Source organism: Pacificoceanicola algae (assembly GCF_049341065.1).
In the GTDB taxonomy this organism is placed as follows: domain Bacteria; phylum Pseudomonadota; class Alphaproteobacteria; order Rhodobacterales; family Rhodobacteraceae; genus Pacificoceanicola.
On the sequence record NZ_JBMPIX010000012.1, the window covers coordinates 92,170 to 113,470 of the forward strand.

The window sequence follows — 21,301 nt, forward strand, 5'->3', positions numbered from 1 at the left end:
GACCATCCGGGGGCCCCAAAGCGCCAAGACCGGGCATCGCCATCAATGCACCGTGCAGACCATGCAAGGGTCAAAACTGCGCACGATATGCTGCACCGACAGCGGCGTCTCTTCGCCCTCGCCCACCGCAGCGCCGACCAAGGCCGCTTCGAGAGGGCCCGGCACACCGGCTTTGTCGCGCGGCGAAAAGTTCCACGTGGTCGGCGCGATGATCTGGTAAGAGGCGATCCGACCATTCTCGATGGTGCACCAATGCCCCAACGCCCCCCGCGCCGCTTCGACCAGGCCGGCCCCGGCACCATCGGCTGGCAGGCGCAGATCACGCATGAATCGTTCCGCCGGGTTGATGTCGTCCAAGAGCTGCTCAAGCGCGATCTGGGTCAGGGCAATCTCCAGAAGCCGTCCGATGACGCGCGCCCGTACGCCCCCCTCGGCGGCCAAGGCCCGTGCAAGCGGATGGCCATCCACAACCTGCCGCGCCAAAGCGCCGGTTTCATAGGTCTGCCCTGAAAGGCGCGGCGCCTTGCACCAACTATAGGCGCTTTCCCGCATTGTTTCGTCCGGCAGGGTCTGGCCGGTACTGGGATGGGCATCCTCACCCAGCATCCACGCATGGCTCAGATCTTCGACGATCTGGCCCGGCTTCAATGGATGCAAATTGCCATCGCGCCAAAGGCCGCGCGCGAACACCGGCCCTTCGTCATGGGGGTAGGCACCGAAAGACAGATAGCGCCCAGCGCCCTGCCCCATGGCCTGCAACCCAAGATCCTCGGCGATTTCCAGAAAGATCGCGACATCGCCAGTCTCCCATGCCGCCAGCGCGGCAAGGCTGTCCATCGAGGCAAAGGCTTCGATCGGGGCGCCAAACAGCTGCTCTTCGAGGTAATCGCGAAAGGCCCGCAAATCGGCCCCCAAACGCATCTTGTCGCGCATCGAGGGCGCGCGCGTCACGCCTCCGGGCTGGATGGCCAGCGTGTGCGGCCACTTACCGCCCAGCAAACCGACAATATGCAACAGCCGCGCGCGGGCCTCGGTGGCGCGGCGCAGCGCCGAGCCTTCCATCGCGGTAAAGCGCTGCACCACTCGGCCATGCCAATCACGCCCGGCATAGTCCTGACGGGCGAAATCGGGCATGAAGAACAGGTTGAAATGGGTCAGATGGTCGGCCAGATTTTCCACCGCGTGCAACAGCGCCGCAACCTTGGCCCCTTCGGGTGCCATGCCGCCCCCCGCCAGATCGGCCAAGGCAAAGGCCGCCGCTGCCGACTGGCTGATCGAACAGATGCCGCAGATCCGCGGCGTGATGGTCAGCGCGTCCATCGGCCCCTTGCCCAGCAGCATCCGTTCAAAGCCGCGAAACAGGGGGGAATTGCAATAGGCCGCCGTGACTTCCCCATCCGCGACCTCAAGCCTGACCTCAAGATCCCCTTCGACGCGGTTGAAGGGACCGACAAGCAGGGTCGTACCGGTCATCGTTTCGGAGCTTTCAGGCTGGGCGGAACGGTGATGCGATCCGAGGTGGCATTGGTGCCGATGCGCGGCGGCGTCGCGGCCTTGGACAGGGACGCCAGCGCCATGAACCAGGCCTTGGGCATGTCCGAGGGCAGACCCACGGGGATGCCGGCAAACTTCGGCGTTTCGGTAAAGCCGTGCCCGGGTTCCTCGAATTCGGGCGCGGTGCAGTTGATGCAGGGATAACCGGCGCGGGTGCAGGAACCTTCACCGTTCCAGCTGCGAATGTTGCAGTCACCTACGGCCTGCGTGCCGATGCAGCCCAGATGCTCCATCATGCAGCCGATTTCCGACAAATGGGTGGCGCTGGCCTTGTACTCGTAAAACTCGTTCTTGGGGCAGCCGTGGTGCACCAGATGATCGGCATAAAAACGCGGGCGGGCGTAGCCATCCAGCGCATCGGCAGGCAGTTCACCCGCCTTGATCAGCAGCAGGGTTTCGGTCACCCAATCGGGATGGGTCGGACAGCCCGCCACATTGATCACAGGCAGGCCCGCGCGGCTGGTGAACCCGGGCGGCAAGGCGCCACCCTTGTGACTGCCGTCATATTGCACACCGACCGCATCAGCCGGGTTCTCACCGGATGACGTCACGCCGCCGTAGGTCGCGCAGGTGCCAACGGCGACCACATGCGCGGCCAGAGGTGCAAGGCTTTGCACCCAGTCCAGCATGGAGCGGCCGGTTCCTGCCAGCATATGATACCGCCCGGTGCCATTGGGGCCGCGCAGGATCGACCCTTCGATACACAGGATATCCAGCGGTTGCTCGCCCGCCTCAATCGCCTGCAAAAGGCGGTGGACAGGGGCGCCCGTCATTTCCGACAGCGACGGATGCCAGAGAAAGGACAGCCCCGCACCTTTGAGCAGATCGAATACGCCGGGGCTTTCGGCGCAGAGCAGCGACATGGTGCAGCCGCCGCAGCCCGCAGATTGCAACCAGAGGATTTTCATGTCACGTCCCCGCGCCGCAAGGTCAGGCGAAAGCACGCACCGCCATCGCTGGGTATATGCGTCAACGCTCCGCCATGTTCCTGCGCGATCTTGTGCGAGATCGACAAGCCCAGCCCCGTGCCCTTGCCCACCTCCTTTGTGGTAAAGAAAGGGTCAAAGATCGAAACCGCCAGATCGGCTGGAATGCCGGGGCCCGTGTCGCAAATCTCCAGCACCGCCTCGTTTTCATTGGTCGAGACCGTCAGGCGGATTTCGGGGTGCTCTTGCCCGGCCATGGCATCGACTGCGTTTTGCACAAGGTTCATCACCACCTGCTGGATATGCCCCGGACGGCCAATGACCCGGCACGAGGCGTCGCCCTCGAAACGCAGAGTCAGGTCGGTCTTGGTGCCACGCCGGACCCAGCTTGCGGCGACGCGGGCGGTTTCGACCAGATCAAACTCGCTCATCGCGCCGGCGCCATCCGCCGAGAGGCGGCGCAGGTCTTCGACGATGGCGCGGACGCGTTCAGCCCCGTCATGAGCACCTTCGATAGCGGTGCGCAGGTTGCGCAATTCACGGTCAAGGCGCAGGTCTTGCCGCAGGGCCACCAGCTCCTCGCGCTCGGCCCCCGCCTGCACGCGGTCAAAATAGGTCTCGAACCGGTCGAGGTATTTGTTCAGCGAATGGGTGTTGGCATAGACAAAGCTGATCGGATTGTTCAACTCATGCGCGACCCCGGCCAGAAGTCGCCCCAGGGACGCCAGCTTTTCGTTGCGCACCAGATGCGCCTGCGCCTGTTTCAGTGCCTCGTGGCTGTCCTCCAGTTCCGCAAAGGCGCGGCGCAATTCGCCAAGAGGGCGGCCTGTCAGGATGACCCCGGTGATGCGGCGACGACGATCAAGGCGCGGGGCAACGCGAAATTCCACCGGGGCGGCGCCCGTTGCGGTGCGCAGCTCAACCTCCAGCGTGGCCTCGCGCCGCAACCCGATGGTCTGGCCGATGCCTTCCATCAGGCGCTCGTATTCGGCCTTGCCAAAGAATTCGCCCACATGGCGCCCGACCAAAGCCGCGACGCTTTCGCCCAGGGCTTCGCTGAAAGAGGCGCTGACATCGACAATGCGCCCGTCTTTTTCGGTAACGACAAGATAGTCGCTGATCGAGGTCATGATCGAGCTGAGAAAGCCGCGCAGAGCCATCAACTCGGCGTTGCGCGATTCAAGCTGTTCCTGATAATCGACCAGTTCCGCATATGTGCGGTCGACCGCTGACAAGACGTCCATCCAGACCTTGTCGCCGTCGATGTCGCTGGTTTCGCTTTCGGTTCCGCGCGCCATGGCACCCCTTTCCTGCGGATCAGACTAGGCGCAATGGGGCGCGTGCGAAAGAGGACAGTCACTTTCCACAGCGGCGCGGAAAGATGGTTGATGACTTGCCAGTTGGCCGCGCGTCTAGGCGCTGTCCGCGGCGGTCCTTTCCAGCGCGCGGATCAACGCGGAAAGCCCTTGGTTAAGGGCCTGCTTGTCCTCGGGGGACATCGCGTTCAGGATACGGGCGGCGCGGTCTTGCACGTCGGGCAAGGCGCTGGCGAACAGCGCGCGCCCCTTTTCGGTGCAGGCATAAAGGCGCAGGCGGCGATCTTCGGAGGCAACGCAGCGGGTGATCAGCCCCTTGTCCACCAGTCGCTGAGAGGCCCGGCTGACCTGTACCTTGTCCAGCGTCGTGCGGCGGGCAAGGTCAAGCGAGGTTACCTGCGTCTCGCCCGCGAGCAGGAACAGCAGCCGCCATTCTTCGCGCGAGAGCCCAAAGTTCGCACCGTAAACCTCTGCCAAGGCTTGGGAAAAGCGTTCCGCCCCCACCGCAAGACGGTAAGGGAAAAAGCTTTCCAAGGGGGTCGGATCACCCTTCACTGGATCAGTCCCGCCCGGTGCGACGCGCCTCGGACAGGGCGGCACTCAGCACCTCCCGGTCGCCGATATGGTTGGCCAGAAGCAGGACCAGCCGGGCGTTCAGGGCGGTGCTTTGATCGTCGGACAGCCCGTCATGGCAGGCGATCAGTTCGGCGTAAAAGCCATCGGGATCGGCGATATTGGGGTTTGTTTGCAGATCGGCCATTGGCTTTACTCCTTTCCGCAGGCGCGGCGCAGGGCGGCGCGGATCGCGGTTTCGTCAAAACTGTCCCAACGGGCCACCACGTGCTGGTCGGGACGGATCAGGTAGACGGCGGATTTGGCATCTCCCAGATAACGCTCTGGCAGTTGCGCAGAGGAGTCGGCCTTCAAGGCCAGTCGGTCGACGACCACACCGCCCTCATCCAGGGTCTCCGGCGCTTCGGCGTCGATGGTCAGCAGGGTAAATCTGCCGCCCAGCCGGTTCAGCAGGAACCCATCCGCCAGCGGCGCATCGGGGCACGGGCTGCCGGGTCGGGTGCGAAGAGGCCCGCCGGTCAGGGCATCCGGCCCGTTCAGCGACAAGCCGTCATAGGTGCAAGGCACAGACAGGCGCCCGGAATTGACCAGCGGCCGGGCAAAGGCGTGATGCTCGGCCAGATCGAGAACCGCGTTGCGGAAGGTGTGGCTGATCTTCGATTTAGGCGTGATGAAATCCGTCGCGCGGGTCGAATTCAGAATGTTTTCGTCCGCACCAAAAACGCGTTCTTCGTCATAGCTGTTCAGCAGGGTCTCGGGCGCTTGTCCCTTGATCACCATGCCCAGTTTCCAGCCAAGGTTGTCGACATCCTGCATCCCCGAATTCGCGCCGCGTGCGCCAAAGGGGCTGACCTGATGCGCCGCGTCCCCGGCGAACAAAACGCGGCCATGGCGGAATTGCTTCATCCGGCGGCATTGGAAGGTGTAGATCGAGGTCCAGACGATGTCGTACTCCACATCGCCAAGCATCGCATCGAGCCTTGCGCGGACGTTTTCCTCTTGCAGTTCGTGTTTGCGATCCACGTCCCAGCCGATTTGAAAATCGACGCGCCAGACACCATCGGGCTGTTTGTGCAGCAAGGTCGAGGCCCCGGACTTGAAGTGCGGTTCGAACCAGAACCAGCGCTCGGTCGGGAAATCGTCGTTCTTCATGCGAATGTCGGCGATCAGAAAGCTGTCCTCAAAGACGCGGCCTTCGAAATCGAGACCCATCATACTGCGCAGCGGGCTCGAAGCGCCGTCACAACCGATCAGCCAGTCAGCCTCGATCGCATAGGGGCCTTCGGGCGTGGCGATCTGCAGCCGGGCGCCGTCCTCAAGGATCTCCACCTCGTCCACACGGTTCTTGCCGCGGATTTCAATCGGCGCGCCCGCCGCCTGCGCCTGCCGCACCCGTTCGACGATGAAGCGTTCGAAATAGGGCTGCTGAAGGTTGATGAAAGCAGGGAACTTGTGGCCCTCTTCGGGCAGCAGGTTGAATTCATAGACCTGCCGGTCGTCATGAAAGACCTTGCCAAGGTTCCACACGATGCCCTTGTCCAGCATCGGCTCGCCGCAGCCATAGCGGTCGGCGATCTCAAGACAGCGCTTGGCGAAACAGATGGCGCGGCTGCCCTGCCCGATGCCCTCGTGATCGTCCAGAACAACAACCGGAATGCCCTGCAAGCCAAGGTCGAGCGCGGTGGCAATGCCGATGGGACCACCGCCCATGACCACGACGGGATGGCGGACCGGGGTTTCCGAGTCCTGATCGGCGCTGCGCTCATAGGGGTACAGCTTGAACGCCAGTTGGTAACGGTCATGAATCATCTCGGCTCTCCTCCTTGCCGGGCGGTGTTGGGGGGCGTGATCGCCCCCCGTCTGGCGTCAATTTTGCAAAGATGCCCACATCTCTTTGTCCCTTTGCGCCGTCCAGACGCGAGGGGTGTCGATACCTCGGGCCTCGTCATAGGCGCGGGCGACGTTGAACGGCAGGCAATGTTCGTAGATGGCATAGTCCTTGAACTTCGGATCACATTCGGCGCGGCAGGCGTCCCATGCCTCTTTCAGACTGCCGCCACGGGCAACGACCTTGGCGATGGGCTTGTAGGTCGAGTTGACGAAATCGGCGGTGGCGGCGATGGCCTTGGCCACCATCTCTTCACCGACCAGCGCGTCACCGCGGCCCGGCGCGATGGATTTCGGCTCAAAGGCGGCGATGTTCATCAGGGTGTCTTCCCAGTCGCCGAAATGCCCGTCGCCGCAGTAACAGGCCGAGTGGTATTCGACGATGTCGCCGGTGAACATGACCTCTTGGTCCGGCACCCAGACAACCGCATCGCCCGCCGTGTGGGCACGGCCCAGATGCATGATCTCGACCTTGCGGTTGCCAAGGTAGACGGTCATCGAGTCGCTGAAAGTCGTGGTCGGCCATGTCAGCCCGGGGATTTCCTCGTGGCCCTGAAACAGGCGCGGGAAGCGGTCGAATTCGCTGTCCCAGTCTTCCTGGCCGCGTTCGGCCACCATCGACCGGGCTACATCCGACATGATGATTTCGCGCGCGCCATAGGCGCTGGCCCCCAGAACGCGGACCGCGTGATAGTGGGTCAGCACCAGATGGCTGATCGGCTTGTCGGTGACGCTGCGCACGCATTCCATGACCTTGCGCGCCAGACGCGGGGTGGCCTGCGCCTCGACGATCATCACGCTCTCGTCGCCGATGATCACGCCGGTGTTGGGATCGCCCTCGGCGGTAAAGGCGTAAAGGCCCTCACCCACCTGGGTAAAGCTGATCTTCTTTTCTTCCATGTCGCCCGCTGAGGCAAAAGCCTTGCTCATGTCGCGTTCCCTATTTCTGTAGACGCTGCCGCGCCTTTGTGATTGCTATTCAGGCCATGACAGACGCCAAGCGCCCCGCCCTGATTTTCCTGTGTTTGTCCGCCCTGATGGCGGCGGTGCTGTACCTGATGGGGCGCAATCTGATTTGCCCCTGCGGCTATGTCGATCTTTGGGCCGGTCCAAAGATCCAGGCCACCGAAAGCAGCCAGCATCTGTTTGACCTCTATTCGCCCAGCCATGTGATCCACGGGCTGTTGTTCTATGCCGGCCTGTGGCTGGTGCTCAGGCGCTTGCCTTTGGATGGACGTCTGGCCATCGCCTTGCTGATCGAGGCTGGCTGGGAGATCCTTGAAAACTCGTCCATCGTGATCGAACGCTACCGCACGGTCACTGTGTCCTCTGATTACAATGGCGACAGCGTGGTGAATTCCCTTGCCGATCTGTTTGCGATGACCGTCGGTTTTTACCTTGCGCGCAGGCTGCCGGTCTGGGCCAGCGCGGCGCTGATCATCGGCTTTGAGGTGCTGACTGCCTGGCTGATCCGTGATGGGCTTGCGCTGAATGTGCTGATGCTGCTCTGGCCCTCCGAGACCATCTTGCAATGGCAGCAGGGCCTCTAGGCTCATTTCGCGCCTCCAAAAGGGTCGTCCAGCGCGGGCAGAACCTGCCCGGTGCATTCGCCAAAACCGACGCGGAAGCCATCCCCCTTGGCCGCTCCGCGCAGGGTCAGCGTATCGCCATCCTCAAGGAAAGTGCGGGTTTCGCCCGTGTCCAGAGTGACCGGTTCCTTGCCGCCCCAGCTGAGTTCCAGCAAGGCACCCCGCTGATGTTTTTCCGGGCCCGAGATGGTGCCCGAGCCCAAAAGATCGCCCACCCGCATCGGGCAGCCGCTGGTGGTGTGATGTGCCAGTTGCTGGGCCGAGGAATAGTACATCGCGGCGTAATTGGTGCGCGAAATCACGGTTTCCGCCTTGCCTTCGGGGGCAAGGCCGACCTCAAGCTCTATGTCGTACAGCATCGGTGCGGGTTCCTTGAGGTAGTCCAGCAAGGGGCGCTCGCGGTCGGGTGTAGTGGTGCGGAATGGCTCCAGCGCGGCCTTGGGCACGATCCACGGCGAAATCGTTGTCGCGGTCGCTTTGGACTGAAAGGGCCCTAGCGGCTGGTATTCCCAAGCCTGAATGTCGCGCGCCGACCAGTCGTTCAGCAGTACATAGCCAAAGATCATCTCGTCCGCTTTCTGAACCGTCACCGGACCGTCCGAGGGCTGGCCAACGATGGCGCCCATTTCCAGTTCCAGATCGAACCGCGCACAGGGGGCAAAGCGTGGCAGGTCATCGTTCGGGCCTTTCAACTGGCCCCAGGGGCGGCGCACCGGGGTGCCCGACACCACAACCGAAGATGCGCGGCCATTGTAGCCAATCGGCATCGACAGCCAGTTCGGCGGAAGTGCGTTTTCAGGCCCGCGGAACATCGTGCCGACATTGGTGGCGTGATGTTTACTGGCATAAAAATCGGTATATTCGGAAACCGCAAAAGGCATGAGCATCTGCGTGCCCACCTGCGGCACCATGAAGGGCACCAAGCCTTCGGCATCCTCGTTTCCGTCCGCCAACAGCGCGGTCACCTCGGTGCGGAAGGCGGCCCAGACCTTGGGGCCAAGAGCCATGAAATCCGTCCAGTCGCCAAAGAAAAAGACCTCGTCCTCGTCTTCGATCTGGAGGATCCCCGCCTCTTCCAGCGCCGTCACGTCAAGGATCATATCCCCGATCGCCACGCCGCAATGGGCCTCGCCCTCTTCGGACAGAAAAGCACCGTAGGGCAGGTTGTTCAGGGGAAAGTCCGTGTCGGGCGTGTTCGCCGTTTCGACCCAGGATTTGATCAGGCTCATCTCGTTTCCTTGTTCGTTTGTCCCAGCGGCTTGCGCTCAGTCGCCGCCGTCGCCGCCACCATCGCCGTGGCCATGGCTGTCAATCCAGCCGCCGCCACCGCCAGCGTCCGGAAAAGACCCGGATTTTCGGGCCTTGCGGCGACGCCGCTTGGAAAAGTGATACCACAGCAGCCCCAGCAGAACTGCGCCGCCCAGCAGTTTTTCAGGCAGGCTCACTCACTTCTTTCCCGGTGTGCCGTCGAACTTCTTTTCAAGGCTCTCCCAGCAGTCGATGTAATCGTCCTGCAGGGGCGCCTCCTTGGCGGCAAATTCGGTCAGATGCTGCGGAAACCGGGTTTCGAACATGAAGGACATCGTGTTGTCTAGCTTTTCAGGCTTGAGATCGGCGTTCGAAGCGCCCTCAAAGGCGTTCTTGTCCGGGCCATGTGGGATCATCATGTTGTGCAGCGACACGCCCCCGGGAACAAAGCCCTGCGGTTTGGCATCGTACTGGCCATAGATGTTGCCCATCAGCTCGGACATGATGTTCTTGTGATACCACGGCGGGCGGAAGGTATCCTCGGCCACCATCCAACGCTCGCGGAACAGCACAAAGTCGATGTTCGCGGTGCCCGGCACGCCCGAAGGCGCGGTGAGCACGGTGAAGATCGACGGGTCCGGGTGGTCGAACAGGATCGCGCCGACCGGGCAATAGGTGGTCAGGTCGTATTTCACCGGGCAGTAGTTGCCGTGCCATGCCACCACGTCCAGCGGACTGTGGCCGATCTTGCATTCATGGAACTGGCCGCACCACTTGATGGTAATGGTCGACGGCGCTTCGCGGTCCTCAAAGGCGGCCACGGGGGTCTTGAAGTCGCGCCGGTTCGCCATGCAGTTGGCGCCGATCGGTCCCCGCCCCGGCAGTTCGAACTTTTGCCCGTAGTTTTCGCAGACAAAGCCGCGGCACGGCCCTTCCAGAACCTCGACCCGGTAGACAAGGCCGCGCGGGATCACGGCGATTTCCTGCGGCGCAAGATCGATCACACCCAGTTCGGTGCAGAACCTCAACCGCCCTTCTTGTGGGACAACCAGCAGTTCGCTGTCCGCCGAGAAGAAGTATTCGTCCTTCATGGAATCCGTCACGAGGTAGATATGCGTGGCCATGCCAACCTGCGTGTTCACATCGCCCGCCGTGGTCATCGTGCGCATCCCTGTCAGCCATGTCAGGCGCGCGTCGGAATGCGGGACCGGATCCCAACGATACTGGCCCAGCGAAATCACGTCAGGATCGACATTCGGGGCGGATTTCCAATAAGGCAGGTCGATCTTGGTATAACGCGAGGAATGCTTGACCGAGGGCCGGATGCGGTAGCACCAGGTCCGTTCGTTCTGATGGCTGGGCGCTGTAAAAGCGGTGCCGGTCAGCTGCTCACCGTACAGGCCATAGTTGCACTTTTGCGGCGAATTCATGCCCTGCGGCAGCGCATCGGGCAGCGCCTCGGTTTCAAAGTCGTTGCCGAAACCAGGCATATAGCCTTCGTGCGTTCCTGCGGTGTGGGGCGCGCGAACCATGCCTTTGGGCAATTCAAAATGGGTCATGTCGATGTCCTCCTCGTTTGCACCCCGAGTCGCCTTCGACCGCAATGAGTGCCTTGCCGGAAGATAAACGTTGCAGATGCAATGATGTCAAGGAGTTTGTTGCAGATGCAATGAACCACGCGAGGCATTGCCGGTGACCGAGGTGTTATTCTATCAGGAAACGGTGCGACAGCGGCAAGCTTGCCGCGCCCAGAACACGCGCGTCGGGGCCGACATGGCCGGGGCGCACAGTTGGGCGCTGAATGCCGGACAGGTCCATCTTGTCCAGTGCCGCATTGGTCATGGTGACCAGATCGTCGCGCACATGCGTTGGCAACCAGCCGTCAATCATGACCTCGGAAAGGTCCAACACGCAGACGGACGAAACGATGGCATGCGCCAACCCCCTGCCCGCCTCTTGCACCCAATTCGACAGGATACCCGGCGGAACGTCCCACGCTGCGGGCGGCTCCCACAGGCTGGCAGTCTCGTGATCGGCGGCGCGCATCGCCCGCTCAAGCACGCACAGCGAGGCGCGGTCGATCAGCTGTACCAGCCCGCCCTGCCCGTCCGGCACAGGAATCGAGCCCAGAGCGCCGGCGTTGCCGTTGCGCCCCGTGAACAACTGGTTGTTCAGGACGACGCCGCCGCCAGCGAAATAGCCAAGATAGAAATAGAGGAAATCGCTGGCGCGATCCTCGGCACCAAAGACCAGTTCGGCCCCGCAGGCCGCCGAAGCATCGTTCTGCATAAAGATCGGCAGGTCCAGCCCGTTTTCCAGCTCGGTCGCGATATCATAATCGCGCCAACCTTCCATCTCTTCGGGGGCCAGCCCCAACGAGGTTGCCCAATCCCAAAGCCGGAACGGCATGGCAACGCCAAGGCCCGCGATCCGCGCTCGCTTCACCGGGTCCAGCTGTCCAGAGAGCTGCTTGAATGTATCGCATGCAAAACGCACGGTCGCCTCGGGGCGCGGAAAATCATAGGTGATGCGGGCGCGCGACATGACCTTGCCAAGAAAGTCCGTCAGAACAAGATCTGCGCTGCGCCTGCCGATCTTGAGCCCGCCGAAGTAGGCGCCCGACCCGGCCAGACGCATCGGCACCGAGGGCTGCCCCACCTTGCCGCGCAATGGCTCGCCCCGGCGCAGGAACCCTTCCTCTTCGAGTCGCCGCATCATGACCGAGACGGTTTGCGCCGAAAGCCCCGTCGCCCGGGCGATTTCAGCCTTGGCCATCGGTCCATGGCGGCGCAGAATCGTCAGGACAAGGCGTTCGTTATGCGCCCGCATGCCACTTTGGTTTGAGCCGCGAGATAGTATTTCTACACCAGTCTCAACAACTTGCGTTGTGATCTTCTGTCCCACACCAAGTCCTCCCTGCCGTCTAGGATGACGTTCTGGACGGCGATCTGTCAATAAATAAATCATGGTTATTTATTTATTGACATTTACCGCGAATCCGGCTTTTGTCAGTGGCGAGGGAGGTGGAGCGCATTTTCAAAACCGAAATGCCAGGACCGCCGACTTTCACGGACCTTAGGGAGGAATTTATCGTGACCAAACTGACTAAGAAACTGGCTCTGGGCGCATCTGCTCTGGCATTCACCGCACTTGCCGGCGCAGCTTCGGCTGAGAGCCATTCGATCAGCGCCTGCCTGATCACCAAGACCGACACCAACCCCTTCTTCGTGAAGATGCGCGAAGGCGCGACCGCGAAGGCCGAAGAGCTGGGCATCACGCTGAACAGCTATGCCGGCAAGGTCGACGGCGACCACGAAACGCAGGTTCAGGCCATCGAAACCTGCATCGCAAACGGCGCCAAGGGCATCCTGCTGACCGCATCCGATACCGCCAGCATCGTTCCTTCCGTGCAGCAAGCGCGTGACGCCGGCATCCTGGTGATCGCGCTCGACACGCCGCTGTCGCCGATCGACGCCGCTGACATGACCTTTGCCACCGACAACTTCCTCGCCGGTGAGCTGATCGGCAAGTGGGCCGCCGCGACGCTGGGTGATGCCGCCGCTGACGCGAAAATCGGTATGCTCGATCTGGCCATCAGCCAGCCCACCGTTGGCGTTCTGCGCGATCAGGGCTTCCTGACCGGCTTTGGCATCGACGTCAAAGACCCCAACAAATGGGGCGACGAAGATGATGCGCGCATCGTTGGCAACGACGTAACCGCAGGCAACGAAGAAGGTGGCCGCAAGGCGATGGAAAACCTGCTTGCCAAGGATCCGACGATCAACGTCGTCTACACCATCAACGAGCCTGCTGCTGCGGGCGCATACGAAGCCCTCAAGGACATTGGTCGTCAAGACGACGTGCTGATCGTGTCTGTCGATGGTGGCTGCCCGGGCATCCAGAACGTCAAGGAAGGCGTGATCGGCGCCACCTCGCAGCAGTACCCGCTGCTGATGGCCTCCAAGGGCGTCGAAGCGATTGCCGCATGGGCCAAAGACGGCGTGAAGCCCTCGGCCACCGAAGGCAAGGACTTCTTTGACACGGGCGTATCCTTGGTCACCGACAAGCCTGCCGAAGGCGTCGAGTCCATCGACACCACCAAGGGCACTGAGCTCTGCTGGGGCTAATGCTCTTTCCGGGTCGCTGATTTCAGCGGCCCGGTTTCCACCGCTTCTTCGGAAGCGCTGTACAAGGTCAACACGGGGGTCGCCCCCGCCGCGTCCGATCCGGCGCTTGTTCTTGACCGAACTATACCAGTCAAAGCAATGTAATTCTTTGGGGGGCAGGTGTCTGCCCGCCCCCGCGACCTATGCCCGGGCGCAGCCATTGGGCACAACCACTAAGGGGAGAGGCTCATGTCCCAATCGGACAACTATGAAGCAGCCGCCAGCGGAGCGAACACGGAAGTGGCGTCTTTCGCGGATGACGGCAAGGGGCTATTGGGGCGCTTTCAGCATATGCTGCACGTGAACCCGGCCATGGTGCCGCTGATTGTTCTGGTGGCCGCCGTTATCGTCTTTGGGGCGGTACTGGGTTCCAAGTTCTTTTCGCCATTTGCCCTGACGCTGATCTTGCAGCAGGTGCAGATCGTCGGAGTTCTGGCAGCGGCGCAATCGCTGATCATCCTGACCGCAGGGATCGACCTTTCGGTCGGCGCCATCGCGGTTCTGTCCTCGGTGATCATGGGACAATTCGCCTTTCGCTATGGTGTGCCTCCCTTCTTCGCGGTGGTCGCAGGCCTGGCCATTGGCACCGGGATCGGCGCAATCAACGGCTGGCTGGTCAGCCGCATCAAGCTGCCCCCTTTCATCGTGACACTGGGCATGTGGCAGATCGTTCTGGCTGCTAACTACCTGTATTCGGACAACGAAACCATCCGCAGTCAGGACATAGAATCCGACGCAGCCTTCCTGCAATTCCTTGGCACCAAGCTGCAATTCGCAGGAGCCACCTTTACTCTTGGGGTCATCCTGATGATCCTGCTGGTGCTGGTGCTGGCCTATTGCCTACGTGCCACCGCCTGGGGCCGCCACGTCTATGCCGTGGGCGACGATCCCGAGGCCGCGGAACTGGCTGGTGTGAACGTGCACAAGACGCTGATGTCCGTCTACATGCTGGTCGGTTTCATCTGCGGACTTGCCGGATGGGTCATGATCGGCCGCTTCGGTTCGGTTTCTCCCTCGGCGACGACTGGTGTGATCGGCAACATTCAGGCCATCACGGCCGTCGTGATCGGGGGCATATCGCTGTTTGGCGGACGCGGCTCGATCGTTGGGGCCTTCTTCGGGGCGCTGATCGTGGGCGTCTTTGAACTGGGCCTGCGTATGGCCGGAGCCAACCCTCAGTGGACTTTCCTGCTGATCGGTACGCTCATCATTGCCGCTGTTGCGGTTGACCAATGGATCAGAAAGGTATCGGCATGACACAGCAACCCATTCTCAAAGGCCGTGGTCTGGTCAAGCGCTACGGCAAGGTCACAGCCCTCGACCGCTGCGATTTCGATCTCTATCCGGGCGAGATCCTCGCTGTCATCGGAGACAACGGCGCAGGCAAATCGACCTTGATCAAGGCAATCTCGGGTGCGGTTCAGCCCGATGCGGGCACGGTGGAACTGGATGGCAAGCCGATCCATTTCAATTCCCCCATCGACGCGCGCGAAGCGGGGATCGAGACCGTCTATCAGACGCTCGCCATGTCGCCTGCCCTGTCCATCGCGGACAATATGTTCATGGGCCGCGAGATTCGCCAAAAGGGCATGATGGGCAAACTGTTCCGCAAGCTCGACAAGACCGAGATGGAGCGGATAGCCCGTGAAAAGCTGAACGATCTGGGATTGATGACCATTCAGAACATCAATCAGGCGGTCGAGACGCTTTCGGGCGGTCAGCGTCAGGGTGTGGCCGTGGCTCGCGCCGCCGCCTTCGGGTCCAAGGTGATCATTCTGGACGAACCGACGGCTGCACTGGGCGTCAAGGAAAGCCGCCGAGTGCTGGAACTGATCCTCGACGTGCGCTCGCGCGGTATTCCGATCATCCTGATCTCGCACAACATGCCACATGTTTTCGAGGTCGCCGATCGCATCCACGTTCACCGCCTTGGCCGCCGCCTGTGCGTGGTGGACCCCAAGGACTATACCATGTCCGACGCGGTGGCCTTCATGACCGGCGCCAAAGAACCCCCGGCGGATCAAGCTGCTGCTTGATAACACAGGACATCCGGATAAAAGAACGGGGCGCTTGAGGGCGCCCCGTTTTGTTCTTGGCCCTCAGGACGCTGCGGACAGTCCCTGCTCTATAGCGCCTCGCGCCAGCCCCAGCGGTCCGCCAAGGCCATGCATCGCTCGGCGGATTCGACCCCAGAATAGGTGTCCGCCGCCCGCAGGCTTGCGGCCGCCGTGGCATGCGCCATTCGCAGGCATCGCTCAAGCGCCCACCCCTCGTGACGGCCATAAAAGAACCCGGCGGCAAAGGCGTCTCCGGCCCCGTTGGCTCCCACACGTTCGGCATCGGGAATGGCGACCGAAGGCACATGCAGCGCCGTTCCGCCGCGGGCCACCAGCACCGCGCCCGAGGTAAAATGCACCACGATCAGCTCCATCGCGCCGATGCCCAGAACCTTGCGGGCCGCCGCCTCGCAGGCCGCCGGATCAGCCTGCCCATCGCGGCCTGTTCGCATCTCGCCCAAAGCGCCAATCTCGACGTCATTGACCACAAGCGTATCCAGATGCGGCAGGCAGGGCCCGACGATCCGGCGAATGGTCTCATCCGTCGCGGTGACCAGTTCAAGGTTGGTTTCCAGTCCCGCCGCGCGCCCGGCCTTCAGCACCGTTACCCAGCCGTTGGCGTCCGTGCCCCACGGCCCATCCATGCCATCGTGAATACCGGGCAGACCCATGTGCAGAAACCGCGCCGTTGTGCGGGAAAAATCAAAATGTTCAGGTGTCATCAGCGGCGCCGCGCCGGGAAAGAGGATATGCGTCCTGCGCCCCGTCTTGAGCGAAAAATAGGCATCCGTGACCTGCGTCTGGGCGCGGTCCGTGCGGTGCAGCCCCGTGGCATCAATGCCGTGGTCAACCGCCACCTTCACCAGAAAATCGGCCCAACTGTCATCGCCGATCAAGCCCTGCGTCTCGACCGGGATTGACGGGTCCAGCCGCCGGATATCGCAGCCAAGGTTGCAGGCAGGCCCGCCCCCCGCCGGGTCCATCTTTTGCACCGTGGCCAGCATGTCTTCGCCCGGCCAGTGGTCAACGCTGATGTTGCGATCCACGACCCATGTTCCGGCGGTCAGAAATCCCCGGCGCGCCATGGCTCAGGCGTTGTCCCTGAGCAGCTCATCCGTCAGCTGCAGATCGTCCTCGAGCGCGCGATACGGCATGATCCCCGCCTCTTGCAGATCGCCGTGGAAGGCCCGCACCCCTTCGTCCGAGCCGATGCGCTCTTCGATCACCCGGCGCATGGCGCGCAGCATCAAAACCGAGTTTTCGGACTGGTAGATCTTGCGCCCGAACAGCGCGACCCTTGCGCCGTATTTTTCGGCCTGATGGATCAATTCAAGACAATCGCGGGTGGTGCCTGCGCCGCCGCCAAGGATGCCGAAGATCAGGTTTTCCGGATCGTAATTGGCGATCTCTTCGGTCGCGGCAGGGCCGTTGTAGCTGGCCTTCAGAAAGACCGGGCGATCGTGGTGCGACACCCCGGCAAGGCAGCGCGCGATCATGTCGTTGTTATACAGCGCAAAGGGGCCATCGGTTTCCACCGCAATCTGCGGGTTGAAGACCTCAAGGAAATGCCGGATGCCCGCCGCTTCGCATTCGTTGCGGAAAGTGGCATAGGCCTCGAGCATGGCGTGATCGCGATCGAAGTCGTTGTAGAAGGTGACCGAAAACAGCCCCAGATCGGCCACCGGTTTGACCCGGTCCAGACGCGCCGAGCGGAACTGTCTTGCCGGGCGCGACGGAAACACGCCGCCGCGCGCCTGCCAGATATCCGTGGTGTCGTTCAGACGCACGGCCGGGGTCACGTCACTGCCCGCGAACACACCTTTCGACTGCAGCACTTCGGCGCTCGACAGCGACATCAGCATGATATCGGCCAGACCGGACGCGGTCACCGCCCGCATGTCGTTGCGATAGTCCGACAGCGGCCGCATCTTGCCATCCGGCCCCTGCCCCGGCGTGGCACAGCCAAAGGCCATGTCGCCATCCTTGGCGTCGGCAATGATAAAATCTTTGGGCGTGTATTGCCCGGCCCGGATGCGGGCCAGTTTGGCGTCTAGCGTCTTCATGAAAATCCTCCCGTTGGCGCCATGTTAGCGACAACAGGAGGCGGGCGGCAAGATGCGCTTTGGCCTTGCCGCCCGTCATTTCCAATGGGTCCGGCCGCTCAGGCGAGCGAGGGCAGCCAGAGCACAATCGACGGGAAGGCCACCAGCAAGGCTATGGTCACCGCGTCGGCGACGAAAAACGGCGCAACCCCGCGGAACACATCCTGAACCGACAATTCCGGCCGCACGCCCGCCACCACAAAGCAGTTCAGGCCGATGGGCGGCGTGATCAGGCAGAACTCGGCCATCTTGACCACCAGAATGCCAAACCAGATCGCGCACATCGGGCCGCTCATCCCAAAGGTGCTTTCGGCGGCCGTGACAAACTCGCCCCCGTTCAACGCCATCACGGCTGGATAGACGACAGGCAGCGTCAGCAGCAGCATCCCGATGGCATCCATGAACATGCCCAGAACCGCATAACCCAGAAGGATGCAGACAAGGATCATCAGCGGCGGGTAATGCAGCGAGGTGATCCAGTCGGAAAAGGCGCTGGGAAGATCCGCAAAGCCAAGGAAGCGCACATAGATCAGCACGCCCCAGATGATCGAAAAGATCATGATCGACAGCTTGGCGGTCTCGATCAGCGCATCCTTGAGTTCCGGCAGGCGCATGCCCCGGAACACCGCCATGCAAAAGACGATAAAGGCCCCGATCGCGCCGCCTTCGGTTGGCGTGCCCCAAGCGTCACCGCCAAAGGGGTTGTAGACAAAGAAGATGATGATCACCACAACCGCCACGATGGGCAGCGCGGGCGGCAGGCTGGCGAAACGTTCCCGCCATGTAAAGCCGGTGACCGGCGGGCCAAAGTTCTTCATGGTCAGCGCCAGGCCGATGATCAAAGCCGCGTAGATGAAGGCCGAGAACACGCCGGGAATGAAGCCAGCCAGCAGCAGCTTGCCCACATCCTGTTCGACGATGATCGCATAGATGACAAGGATCGCCGAAGGCGGGATCAGGCTGGCCAAGGTGCCGCCCGCCGCGACGACACCCGCCGCAAAGCGTTTGTCATAGCCGACCTTGAGCATTTCGGGGATGGCGATGCGGGCAAAGACGGCTGCGGTGGCGACAGACGCCCCAGATACCGCAGCAAACCCCGCCGTGGCAAAGACCGTGGAGACCGCAAGCCCGCCCGGCACCCAGGCGATCCAGCGCTTGGCCGCTTCGAACAGCGCGCGGGTCAGCCCCGCGTAATAGGCCAGATAACCGATCAGAATGAAGGTCGGGATCAGGCTGAGCGCCTGAGAGGCAACCTTGCCATGCGGCACCTGGCCGGCGATCTTGACGCTGACCTCCAGCGCCTTGCCAAAGCGCGCGGGGTCATATCCGAACTGGTCCCAGCGCAGCCAGATCAGCCCCACCATACCCGCAAACGCGGCGGCAAAGGCCACCCGCATCCCCAGCACGACCAGCAGGAACATCCCGCTCGTGACCCAGAGGCCAATTTCGATGGAATCCATGTGATCCGCCCCTCAGTCGTCGTGACCTTGAATATGTGCCGCTTCAGCGGCGGCTTGTTCGGCGACAGTCTGAACCAGCGGCACCGCGACGGGCCGCTCAGCCCCTGTCATAAAGCCCCGCGCATACCCCCAAAGCTGCAAGACCAACCGCAGGCACATCACCGAAAAGGCCACCGGCACCACCAGCTTGGCTGGCCAGATCGGCAACCCAACGTCGATCGAGCTGTCGCGGCTCCAATTCGGTTTGGACATGTCAAAGCTGCGGTCGAAATGCGCCCATGTGCCCCAGACCAACAGCACCATAAGGATCAGCACCGCTAAGGTCGTCAGAAACTCGGCCAGCCACAGCGGGCGCCCTTTCAGACGCCCTACAAGGATATCCATGCGGATATGCCCGCCTTCGCGCTGCACATAGGAAATGCCAAAGATCGCAATCAACGGCATCGCCGCCTGAATCCAATCGACATATCCCCTGAGAGGTTCGTTAAAGAAATTCCGCCCCGAGACCGAAATGACCGCCAGAACCATCAGCGCAAAGGCCCCGATCCCGGACACAAAGGCCATTCCCCACTCGACCTGCGCCAGCCGTCTGTCCAGACGACTGAGCAGAGTGTCGTCGCTCAGCACCGTTGCGCTGCCCGCCATGTTATCTGCCTTGATTTTAGGGCGCCGAAGGAGGAAACGAATTTTCGCAGAAAATTCGCCTCCCCCGAAAGCGCAGACACCTTAGTTAGAGGCACGCACCTCAGCGAGTGTCTTGAAGACAAGATCATAGAGCTCTTGCGCGGGCAGGCCCTGCGCGCTCATCTCTTCAATCCATGCCTTGTGAATGGGCTTGCCGGCCACCTCCCGGAACTTTTCCAGTTCCTCGTCCGAGATCATGACCTTCTGCACGCCCTTCTCTTCCAGCACGCCGTCCCATTTCTTGAGCAGCTCGCCGTAGTTCTCGAGGTAATAGGCGATGGCCTCATCGACTGAACTGTCCAGCGCCTCGCGCTCGGCATCGCTCAGCGCATCATAGGCGTCGATGTTCACAACCACCGGGCAGTTCACCGTGCCGGGGTTGAGGTTCGCGGTCCACCAGTCGGCTTCGTTGATGGTGCCAAAGGACAAATGCGCGTGCTGGGCAAAGGCCACGGTGTCCACGACGCCGCTTTGCATCGCCTGATAGGCTTCGGAGGAGGTCACCGAGGTCGGCACGCCGCCGACTGCGGAAAACGCCTTGCCCAGACCGCCGGTGGCGCGCACCCGCATTCCGTCAAACTGCGACAGCTGATCGCGCGGCTCGCCCGTGCCCACAAGATTGTACTGCGGCATCGGCGAAGTCATCAGCATCTTGGCATTCCACTGGGCCATTTCCTCGGCCACCGCGGGGTGGGCATAAACCGCGTGGCTGACAGCAACCTCTTCGTTCAGATCGGCTACCCCGAGGAAAGGCAGTTCCAGCACAGTGATCGCGCGGTTCTTGTCGGCGTGATAGCCGGCACAGAACTGCGCCATCTCAAAAGCGCCGATCGAGATGCCGTCAAGGTTCTCGGTGTTCTTGGACAAGCCGCCATAGCTGATGTTCATGGTGAATTCGCCATCGGTCTTCTGTTCGACCAGCTCAGCGATCTTGTGGATGTGCTCGGTAAAGGCGCGGCGCTTGCCCCAGACCGAGACGTTCCATTCGGTCGCCGAGGCTTCGGTGACAAAAGTCACGGCGATGGCCGTGCACAGCAGTTTTCCGGTGATGTTCAAAGGTAGACCTCCCATTGGTATCTGTGGCGGTCGACGCCGCCTTGAGGGGGGAAGTTAGAGCATCACACGCAGGGTGCAAGAGGTTAAGGATTCGCCAGACAAATCGGAGGCACTCCCGTTAGCGGTATACATTTGTGTACTGAAACGATTTGTCGCACGGGGCTGCCGCCCCAGCCCGGCGTGAATTCCGGTAATGCCGCTGTAAATCAGGTCAAAATGTTAGCGGTGTAGAAACCTGCTTTAACAAACACTTAACGTTGAGTAAGAAAATTAGTTTACTGATTATCCTCCCTCTAGAAAACGGATTTACAAATTAACTCTTACTTTTTCATCACTTATTCCCTTGTTTTCACTCTCTGCTATGATCGCCATAAGGTTGCGACGCCACGTAAAGCATGGCGCGCAATATGGATCATTTGAGAGGGAGGATCGACATGACCGATCAGACACCAGTCGCAAAGACCTATCCGCCGAGTGCCGAGATGTCGGCGCATGCCAACATTGACGCGGCGACTTATGATGCGATGTATGCGCAGTCGGTGAACGATCCCGATGCCTTCTGGGCCGAGCAGGCGCAGCGGCTGGACTGGATCAAGGCTCCGACGCAGATCAAGGACGTCGATTTCACCCTCGGGCAGGTCAAGATCGAGTGGTTCAAGGACGGCAAGCTGAACGTCGCCGCC

The 21,301-nt window shown here is 61.7% G+C and carries 21 protein-coding genes; 5 read left to right on the forward strand and 16 right to left on the reverse strand.

From position 1 onward, the window contains the following. Positions 1 to 42: 42 nt before the first annotated feature. The 7 genes from ACOYQJ_RS16885 to ACOYQJ_RS16915 all read right to left on the reverse strand — a co-directional run bounded on the left by ACOYQJ_RS16885 (position 43) and on the right by ACOYQJ_RS16915 (position 7,186). Positions 43 to 1,473 carry a nickel-dependent hydrogenase large subunit gene (locus tag ACOYQJ_RS16885; protein WP_422907222.1) on the reverse strand — a complete coding sequence of 477 codons (1,431 nt, stop codon included), beginning with the start codon at positions 1,471 to 1,473 and terminating at the stop codon, positions 43 to 45. Continuing rightward, positions 1,470 to 2,462, reverse strand: coding sequence for an NADH-quinone oxidoreductase subunit B family protein (locus tag ACOYQJ_RS16890; RefSeq protein WP_422907223.1), 993 nt, complete (start codon positions 2,460 to 2,462; stop codon positions 1,470 to 1,472). The genes ACOYQJ_RS16885 and ACOYQJ_RS16890 overlap by 4 nt, the downstream gene beginning before the upstream one ends. Next, positions 2,459 to 3,778: a sensor histidine kinase gene (locus ACOYQJ_RS16895; RefSeq protein ID WP_422907224.1), complete on the reverse strand. Its 1,320-nt coding sequence runs from the start codon at positions 3,776 to 3,778 to the stop codon at positions 2,459 to 2,461. The genes ACOYQJ_RS16890 and ACOYQJ_RS16895 overlap by 4 nt, the downstream gene beginning before the upstream one ends. A gap of 114 nt (positions 3,779 to 3,892) precedes the next feature. After that, the gene (locus ACOYQJ_RS16900; protein ID WP_422907225.1) at positions 3,893 to 4,351 is read right to left on the reverse strand and encodes a MarR family winged helix-turn-helix transcriptional regulator; all 459 of its coding nucleotides are present in this window, start codon (positions 4,349 to 4,351) and stop codon (positions 3,893 to 3,895) included. Positions 4,352 to 4,355: 4 nt separating this feature from the next. After that, positions 4,356 to 4,556, reverse strand: coding sequence for a DUF2783 domain-containing protein (locus ACOYQJ_RS16905; protein WP_422907226.1), 201 nt, complete (start codon positions 4,554 to 4,556; stop codon positions 4,356 to 4,358). 5 nt (positions 4,557 to 4,561) lie between these two features. After that, positions 4,562 to 6,178, reverse strand: a complete 1,617-nt coding sequence (locus tag ACOYQJ_RS16910; protein ID WP_422907227.1) for an FAD-dependent oxidoreductase — start codon at positions 6,176 to 6,178, stop codon at positions 4,562 to 4,564. Positions 6,179 to 6,235: 57 nt separating this feature from the next. After that, the gene (locus ACOYQJ_RS16915; protein ID WP_422907228.1) at positions 6,236 to 7,186 is read right to left on the reverse strand and encodes an MBL fold metallo-hydrolase; all 951 of its coding nucleotides are present in this window, start codon (positions 7,184 to 7,186) and stop codon (positions 6,236 to 6,238) included. Positions 7,187 to 7,242: 56 nt separating this feature from the next. On the opposite strand from ACOYQJ_RS16915, the gene ACOYQJ_RS16920 reads away from it, so the two are divergent. Next, positions 7,243 to 7,806 carry a DUF2585 family protein gene (locus tag ACOYQJ_RS16920; protein ID WP_422907229.1) on the forward strand — a complete coding sequence of 188 codons (564 nt, stop codon included), beginning with the start codon at positions 7,243 to 7,245 and terminating at the stop codon, positions 7,804 to 7,806. 2 nt (positions 7,807 to 7,808) lie between these two features. Here ACOYQJ_RS16920 and fahA read toward each other — a convergent pair whose 3' ends face one another. The 4 genes from fahA to ACOYQJ_RS16940 form a co-directional block, all read right to left on the reverse strand. Beyond that, positions 7,809 to 9,074: a fumarylacetoacetase gene (gene fahA / locus ACOYQJ_RS16925; RefSeq protein ID WP_422907230.1), complete on the reverse strand. Its 1,266-nt coding sequence runs from the start codon at positions 9,072 to 9,074 to the stop codon at positions 7,809 to 7,811. Positions 9,075 to 9,110: 36 nt separating this feature from the next. Continuing rightward, on the reverse strand, positions 9,111 to 9,290 hold the full coding sequence (locus tag ACOYQJ_RS16930; protein WP_422907231.1) for a hypothetical protein: 180 nt from the start codon (positions 9,288 to 9,290) through the stop codon (positions 9,111 to 9,113). Further along, positions 9,291 to 10,652, reverse strand: a complete 1,362-nt coding sequence (gene hmgA, locus ACOYQJ_RS16935; RefSeq protein WP_422907232.1) for a homogentisate 1,2-dioxygenase — start codon at positions 10,650 to 10,652, stop codon at positions 9,291 to 9,293. It lies immediately after the preceding gene. 145 nt (positions 10,653 to 10,797) lie between these two features. Next, positions 10,798 to 11,922, reverse strand: a complete 1,125-nt coding sequence (locus ACOYQJ_RS16940; protein WP_422907233.1) for an ROK family transcriptional regulator — start codon at positions 11,920 to 11,922, stop codon at positions 10,798 to 10,800. Positions 11,923 to 12,185: 263 nt separating this feature from the next. Between ACOYQJ_RS16940 and ACOYQJ_RS16945 the strand changes: the two genes are divergently transcribed. From ACOYQJ_RS16945 to ACOYQJ_RS16955, 3 genes are all read left to right on the forward strand, one after another. Beyond that, positions 12,186 to 13,220 carry a sugar ABC transporter substrate-binding protein gene (locus ACOYQJ_RS16945; protein WP_422907234.1) on the forward strand — a complete coding sequence of 345 codons (1,035 nt, stop codon included), beginning with the start codon at positions 12,186 to 12,188 and terminating at the stop codon, positions 13,218 to 13,220. A 228-nt stretch (positions 13,221 to 13,448) separates the two neighbouring features. Next, positions 13,449 to 14,516: an ABC transporter permease gene (locus ACOYQJ_RS16950; protein ID WP_422907235.1), complete on the forward strand. Its 1,068-nt coding sequence runs from the start codon at positions 13,449 to 13,451 to the stop codon at positions 14,514 to 14,516. Further along, positions 14,513 to 15,295, forward strand: coding sequence for an ATP-binding cassette domain-containing protein (locus ACOYQJ_RS16955; RefSeq protein ID WP_422907236.1), 783 nt, complete (start codon positions 14,513 to 14,515; stop codon positions 15,293 to 15,295). The genes ACOYQJ_RS16950 and ACOYQJ_RS16955 overlap by 4 nt, the downstream gene beginning before the upstream one ends. An 89-nt stretch (positions 15,296 to 15,384) precedes the next feature. Here ACOYQJ_RS16955 and ACOYQJ_RS16960 read toward each other — a convergent pair whose 3' ends face one another. The 5 genes from ACOYQJ_RS16960 to dctP all read right to left on the reverse strand — a co-directional run bounded on the left by ACOYQJ_RS16960 (position 15,385) and on the right by dctP (position 20,618). Then, positions 15,385 to 16,401, reverse strand: coding sequence for a carbohydrate kinase family protein (locus ACOYQJ_RS16960; protein WP_422907237.1), 1,017 nt, complete (start codon positions 16,399 to 16,401; stop codon positions 15,385 to 15,387). Between the two features lie 3 nt (positions 16,402 to 16,404). Then, the gene (locus tag ACOYQJ_RS16965) at positions 16,405 to 17,379 is read right to left on the reverse strand and encodes a hypothetical protein (RefSeq protein ID WP_422907238.1); all 975 of its coding nucleotides are present in this window, start codon (positions 17,377 to 17,379) and stop codon (positions 16,405 to 16,407) included. Between the two features lie 98 nt (positions 17,380 to 17,477). Further along, positions 17,478 to 18,878: a TRAP transporter large permease gene (locus tag ACOYQJ_RS16970; RefSeq protein ID WP_422907239.1), complete on the reverse strand. Its 1,401-nt coding sequence runs from the start codon at positions 18,876 to 18,878 to the stop codon at positions 17,478 to 17,480. A 12-nt stretch (positions 18,879 to 18,890) separates the two neighbouring features. Continuing rightward, positions 18,891 to 19,523: a TRAP transporter small permease subunit gene (locus tag ACOYQJ_RS16975; RefSeq protein ID WP_422907240.1), complete on the reverse strand. Its 633-nt coding sequence runs from the start codon at positions 19,521 to 19,523 to the stop codon at positions 18,891 to 18,893. A gap of 81 nt (positions 19,524 to 19,604) precedes the next feature. Next, positions 19,605 to 20,618 (reverse strand): TRAP transporter substrate-binding protein DctP, encoded by a 1,014-nt coding sequence (gene dctP / locus ACOYQJ_RS16980; protein WP_422907241.1) that lies wholly within the window; start codon positions 20,616 to 20,618, stop codon positions 19,605 to 19,607. Positions 20,619 to 21,052: 434 nt separating this feature from the next. Between dctP and ACOYQJ_RS16985 the strand changes: the two genes are divergently transcribed. Further along, the coding region (locus ACOYQJ_RS16985; RefSeq protein WP_422907242.1) for an acetyl-coenzyme A synthetase N-terminal domain-containing protein at positions 21,053 to 21,301 on the forward strand (249 nt) is incomplete at its 3' end.

Bases quoted from the DNA above. Each gene is read 5' to 3' on its own strand.
- ACOYQJ_RS16890 (WP_422907223.1), bottom strand. From the start codon at position 2,462: ATGAAAATCCTCTGGTTGCAATCTGCGGGCTGCGGCGGCTGCACCATG.
- ACOYQJ_RS16920 (WP_422907229.1), top strand. From the start codon at position 7,243: ATGACAGACGCCAAGCGCCCCGCCCTGATTTTCCTGTGTTTGTCCGCC.
- ACOYQJ_RS16970 (WP_422907239.1), bottom strand. From the start codon at position 18,878: ATGGATTCCATCGAAATTGGCCTCTGGGTCACGAGCGGGATGTTCCTG.
- ACOYQJ_RS16940 (WP_422907233.1), bottom strand. From the start codon at position 11,922: ATGCGGGCGCATAACGAACGCCTTGTCCTGACGATTCTGCGCCGCCAT.
- hmgA (WP_422907232.1), bottom strand. From the start codon at position 10,652: ATGACCCATTTTGAATTGCCCAAAGGCATGGTTCGCGCGCCCCACACC.
- ACOYQJ_RS16965 (WP_422907238.1), bottom strand. From the start codon at position 17,379: ATGAAGACGCTAGACGCCAAACTGGCCCGCATCCGGGCCGGGCAATAC.
- ACOYQJ_RS16895 (WP_422907224.1), bottom strand. From the start codon at position 3,778: ATGGCGCGCGGAACCGAAAGCGAAACCAGCGACATCGACGGCGACAAG.
- ACOYQJ_RS16915 (WP_422907228.1), bottom strand. From the start codon at position 7,186: ATGAGCAAGGCTTTTGCCTCAGCGGGCGACATGGAAGAAAAGAAGATC.
- ACOYQJ_RS16910 (WP_422907227.1), bottom strand. From the start codon at position 6,178: ATGATTCATGACCGTTACCAACTGGCGTTCAAGCTGTACCCCTATGAG.
- fahA (WP_422907230.1), bottom strand. From the start codon at position 9,074: ATGAGCCTGATCAAATCCTGGGTCGAAACGGCGAACACGCCCGACACG.
- ACOYQJ_RS16950 (WP_422907235.1), top strand. From the start codon at position 13,449: ATGTCCCAATCGGACAACTATGAAGCAGCCGCCAGCGGAGCGAACACG.
- ACOYQJ_RS16885 (WP_422907222.1), bottom strand. From the start codon at position 1,473: ATGACCGGTACGACCCTGCTTGTCGGTCCCTTCAACCGCGTCGAAGGG.
- ACOYQJ_RS16960 (WP_422907237.1), bottom strand. From the start codon at position 16,401: ATGGCGCGCCGGGGATTTCTGACCGCCGGAACATGGGTCGTGGATCGC.
- ACOYQJ_RS16905 (WP_422907226.1), bottom strand. From the start codon at position 4,556: ATGGCCGATCTGCAAACAAACCCCAATATCGCCGATCCCGATGGCTTT.
- ACOYQJ_RS16975 (WP_422907240.1), bottom strand. From the start codon at position 19,523: ATGGCGGGCAGCGCAACGGTGCTGAGCGACGACACTCTGCTCAGTCGT.
- ACOYQJ_RS16955 (WP_422907236.1), top strand. From the start codon at position 14,513: ATGACACAGCAACCCATTCTCAAAGGCCGTGGTCTGGTCAAGCGCTAC.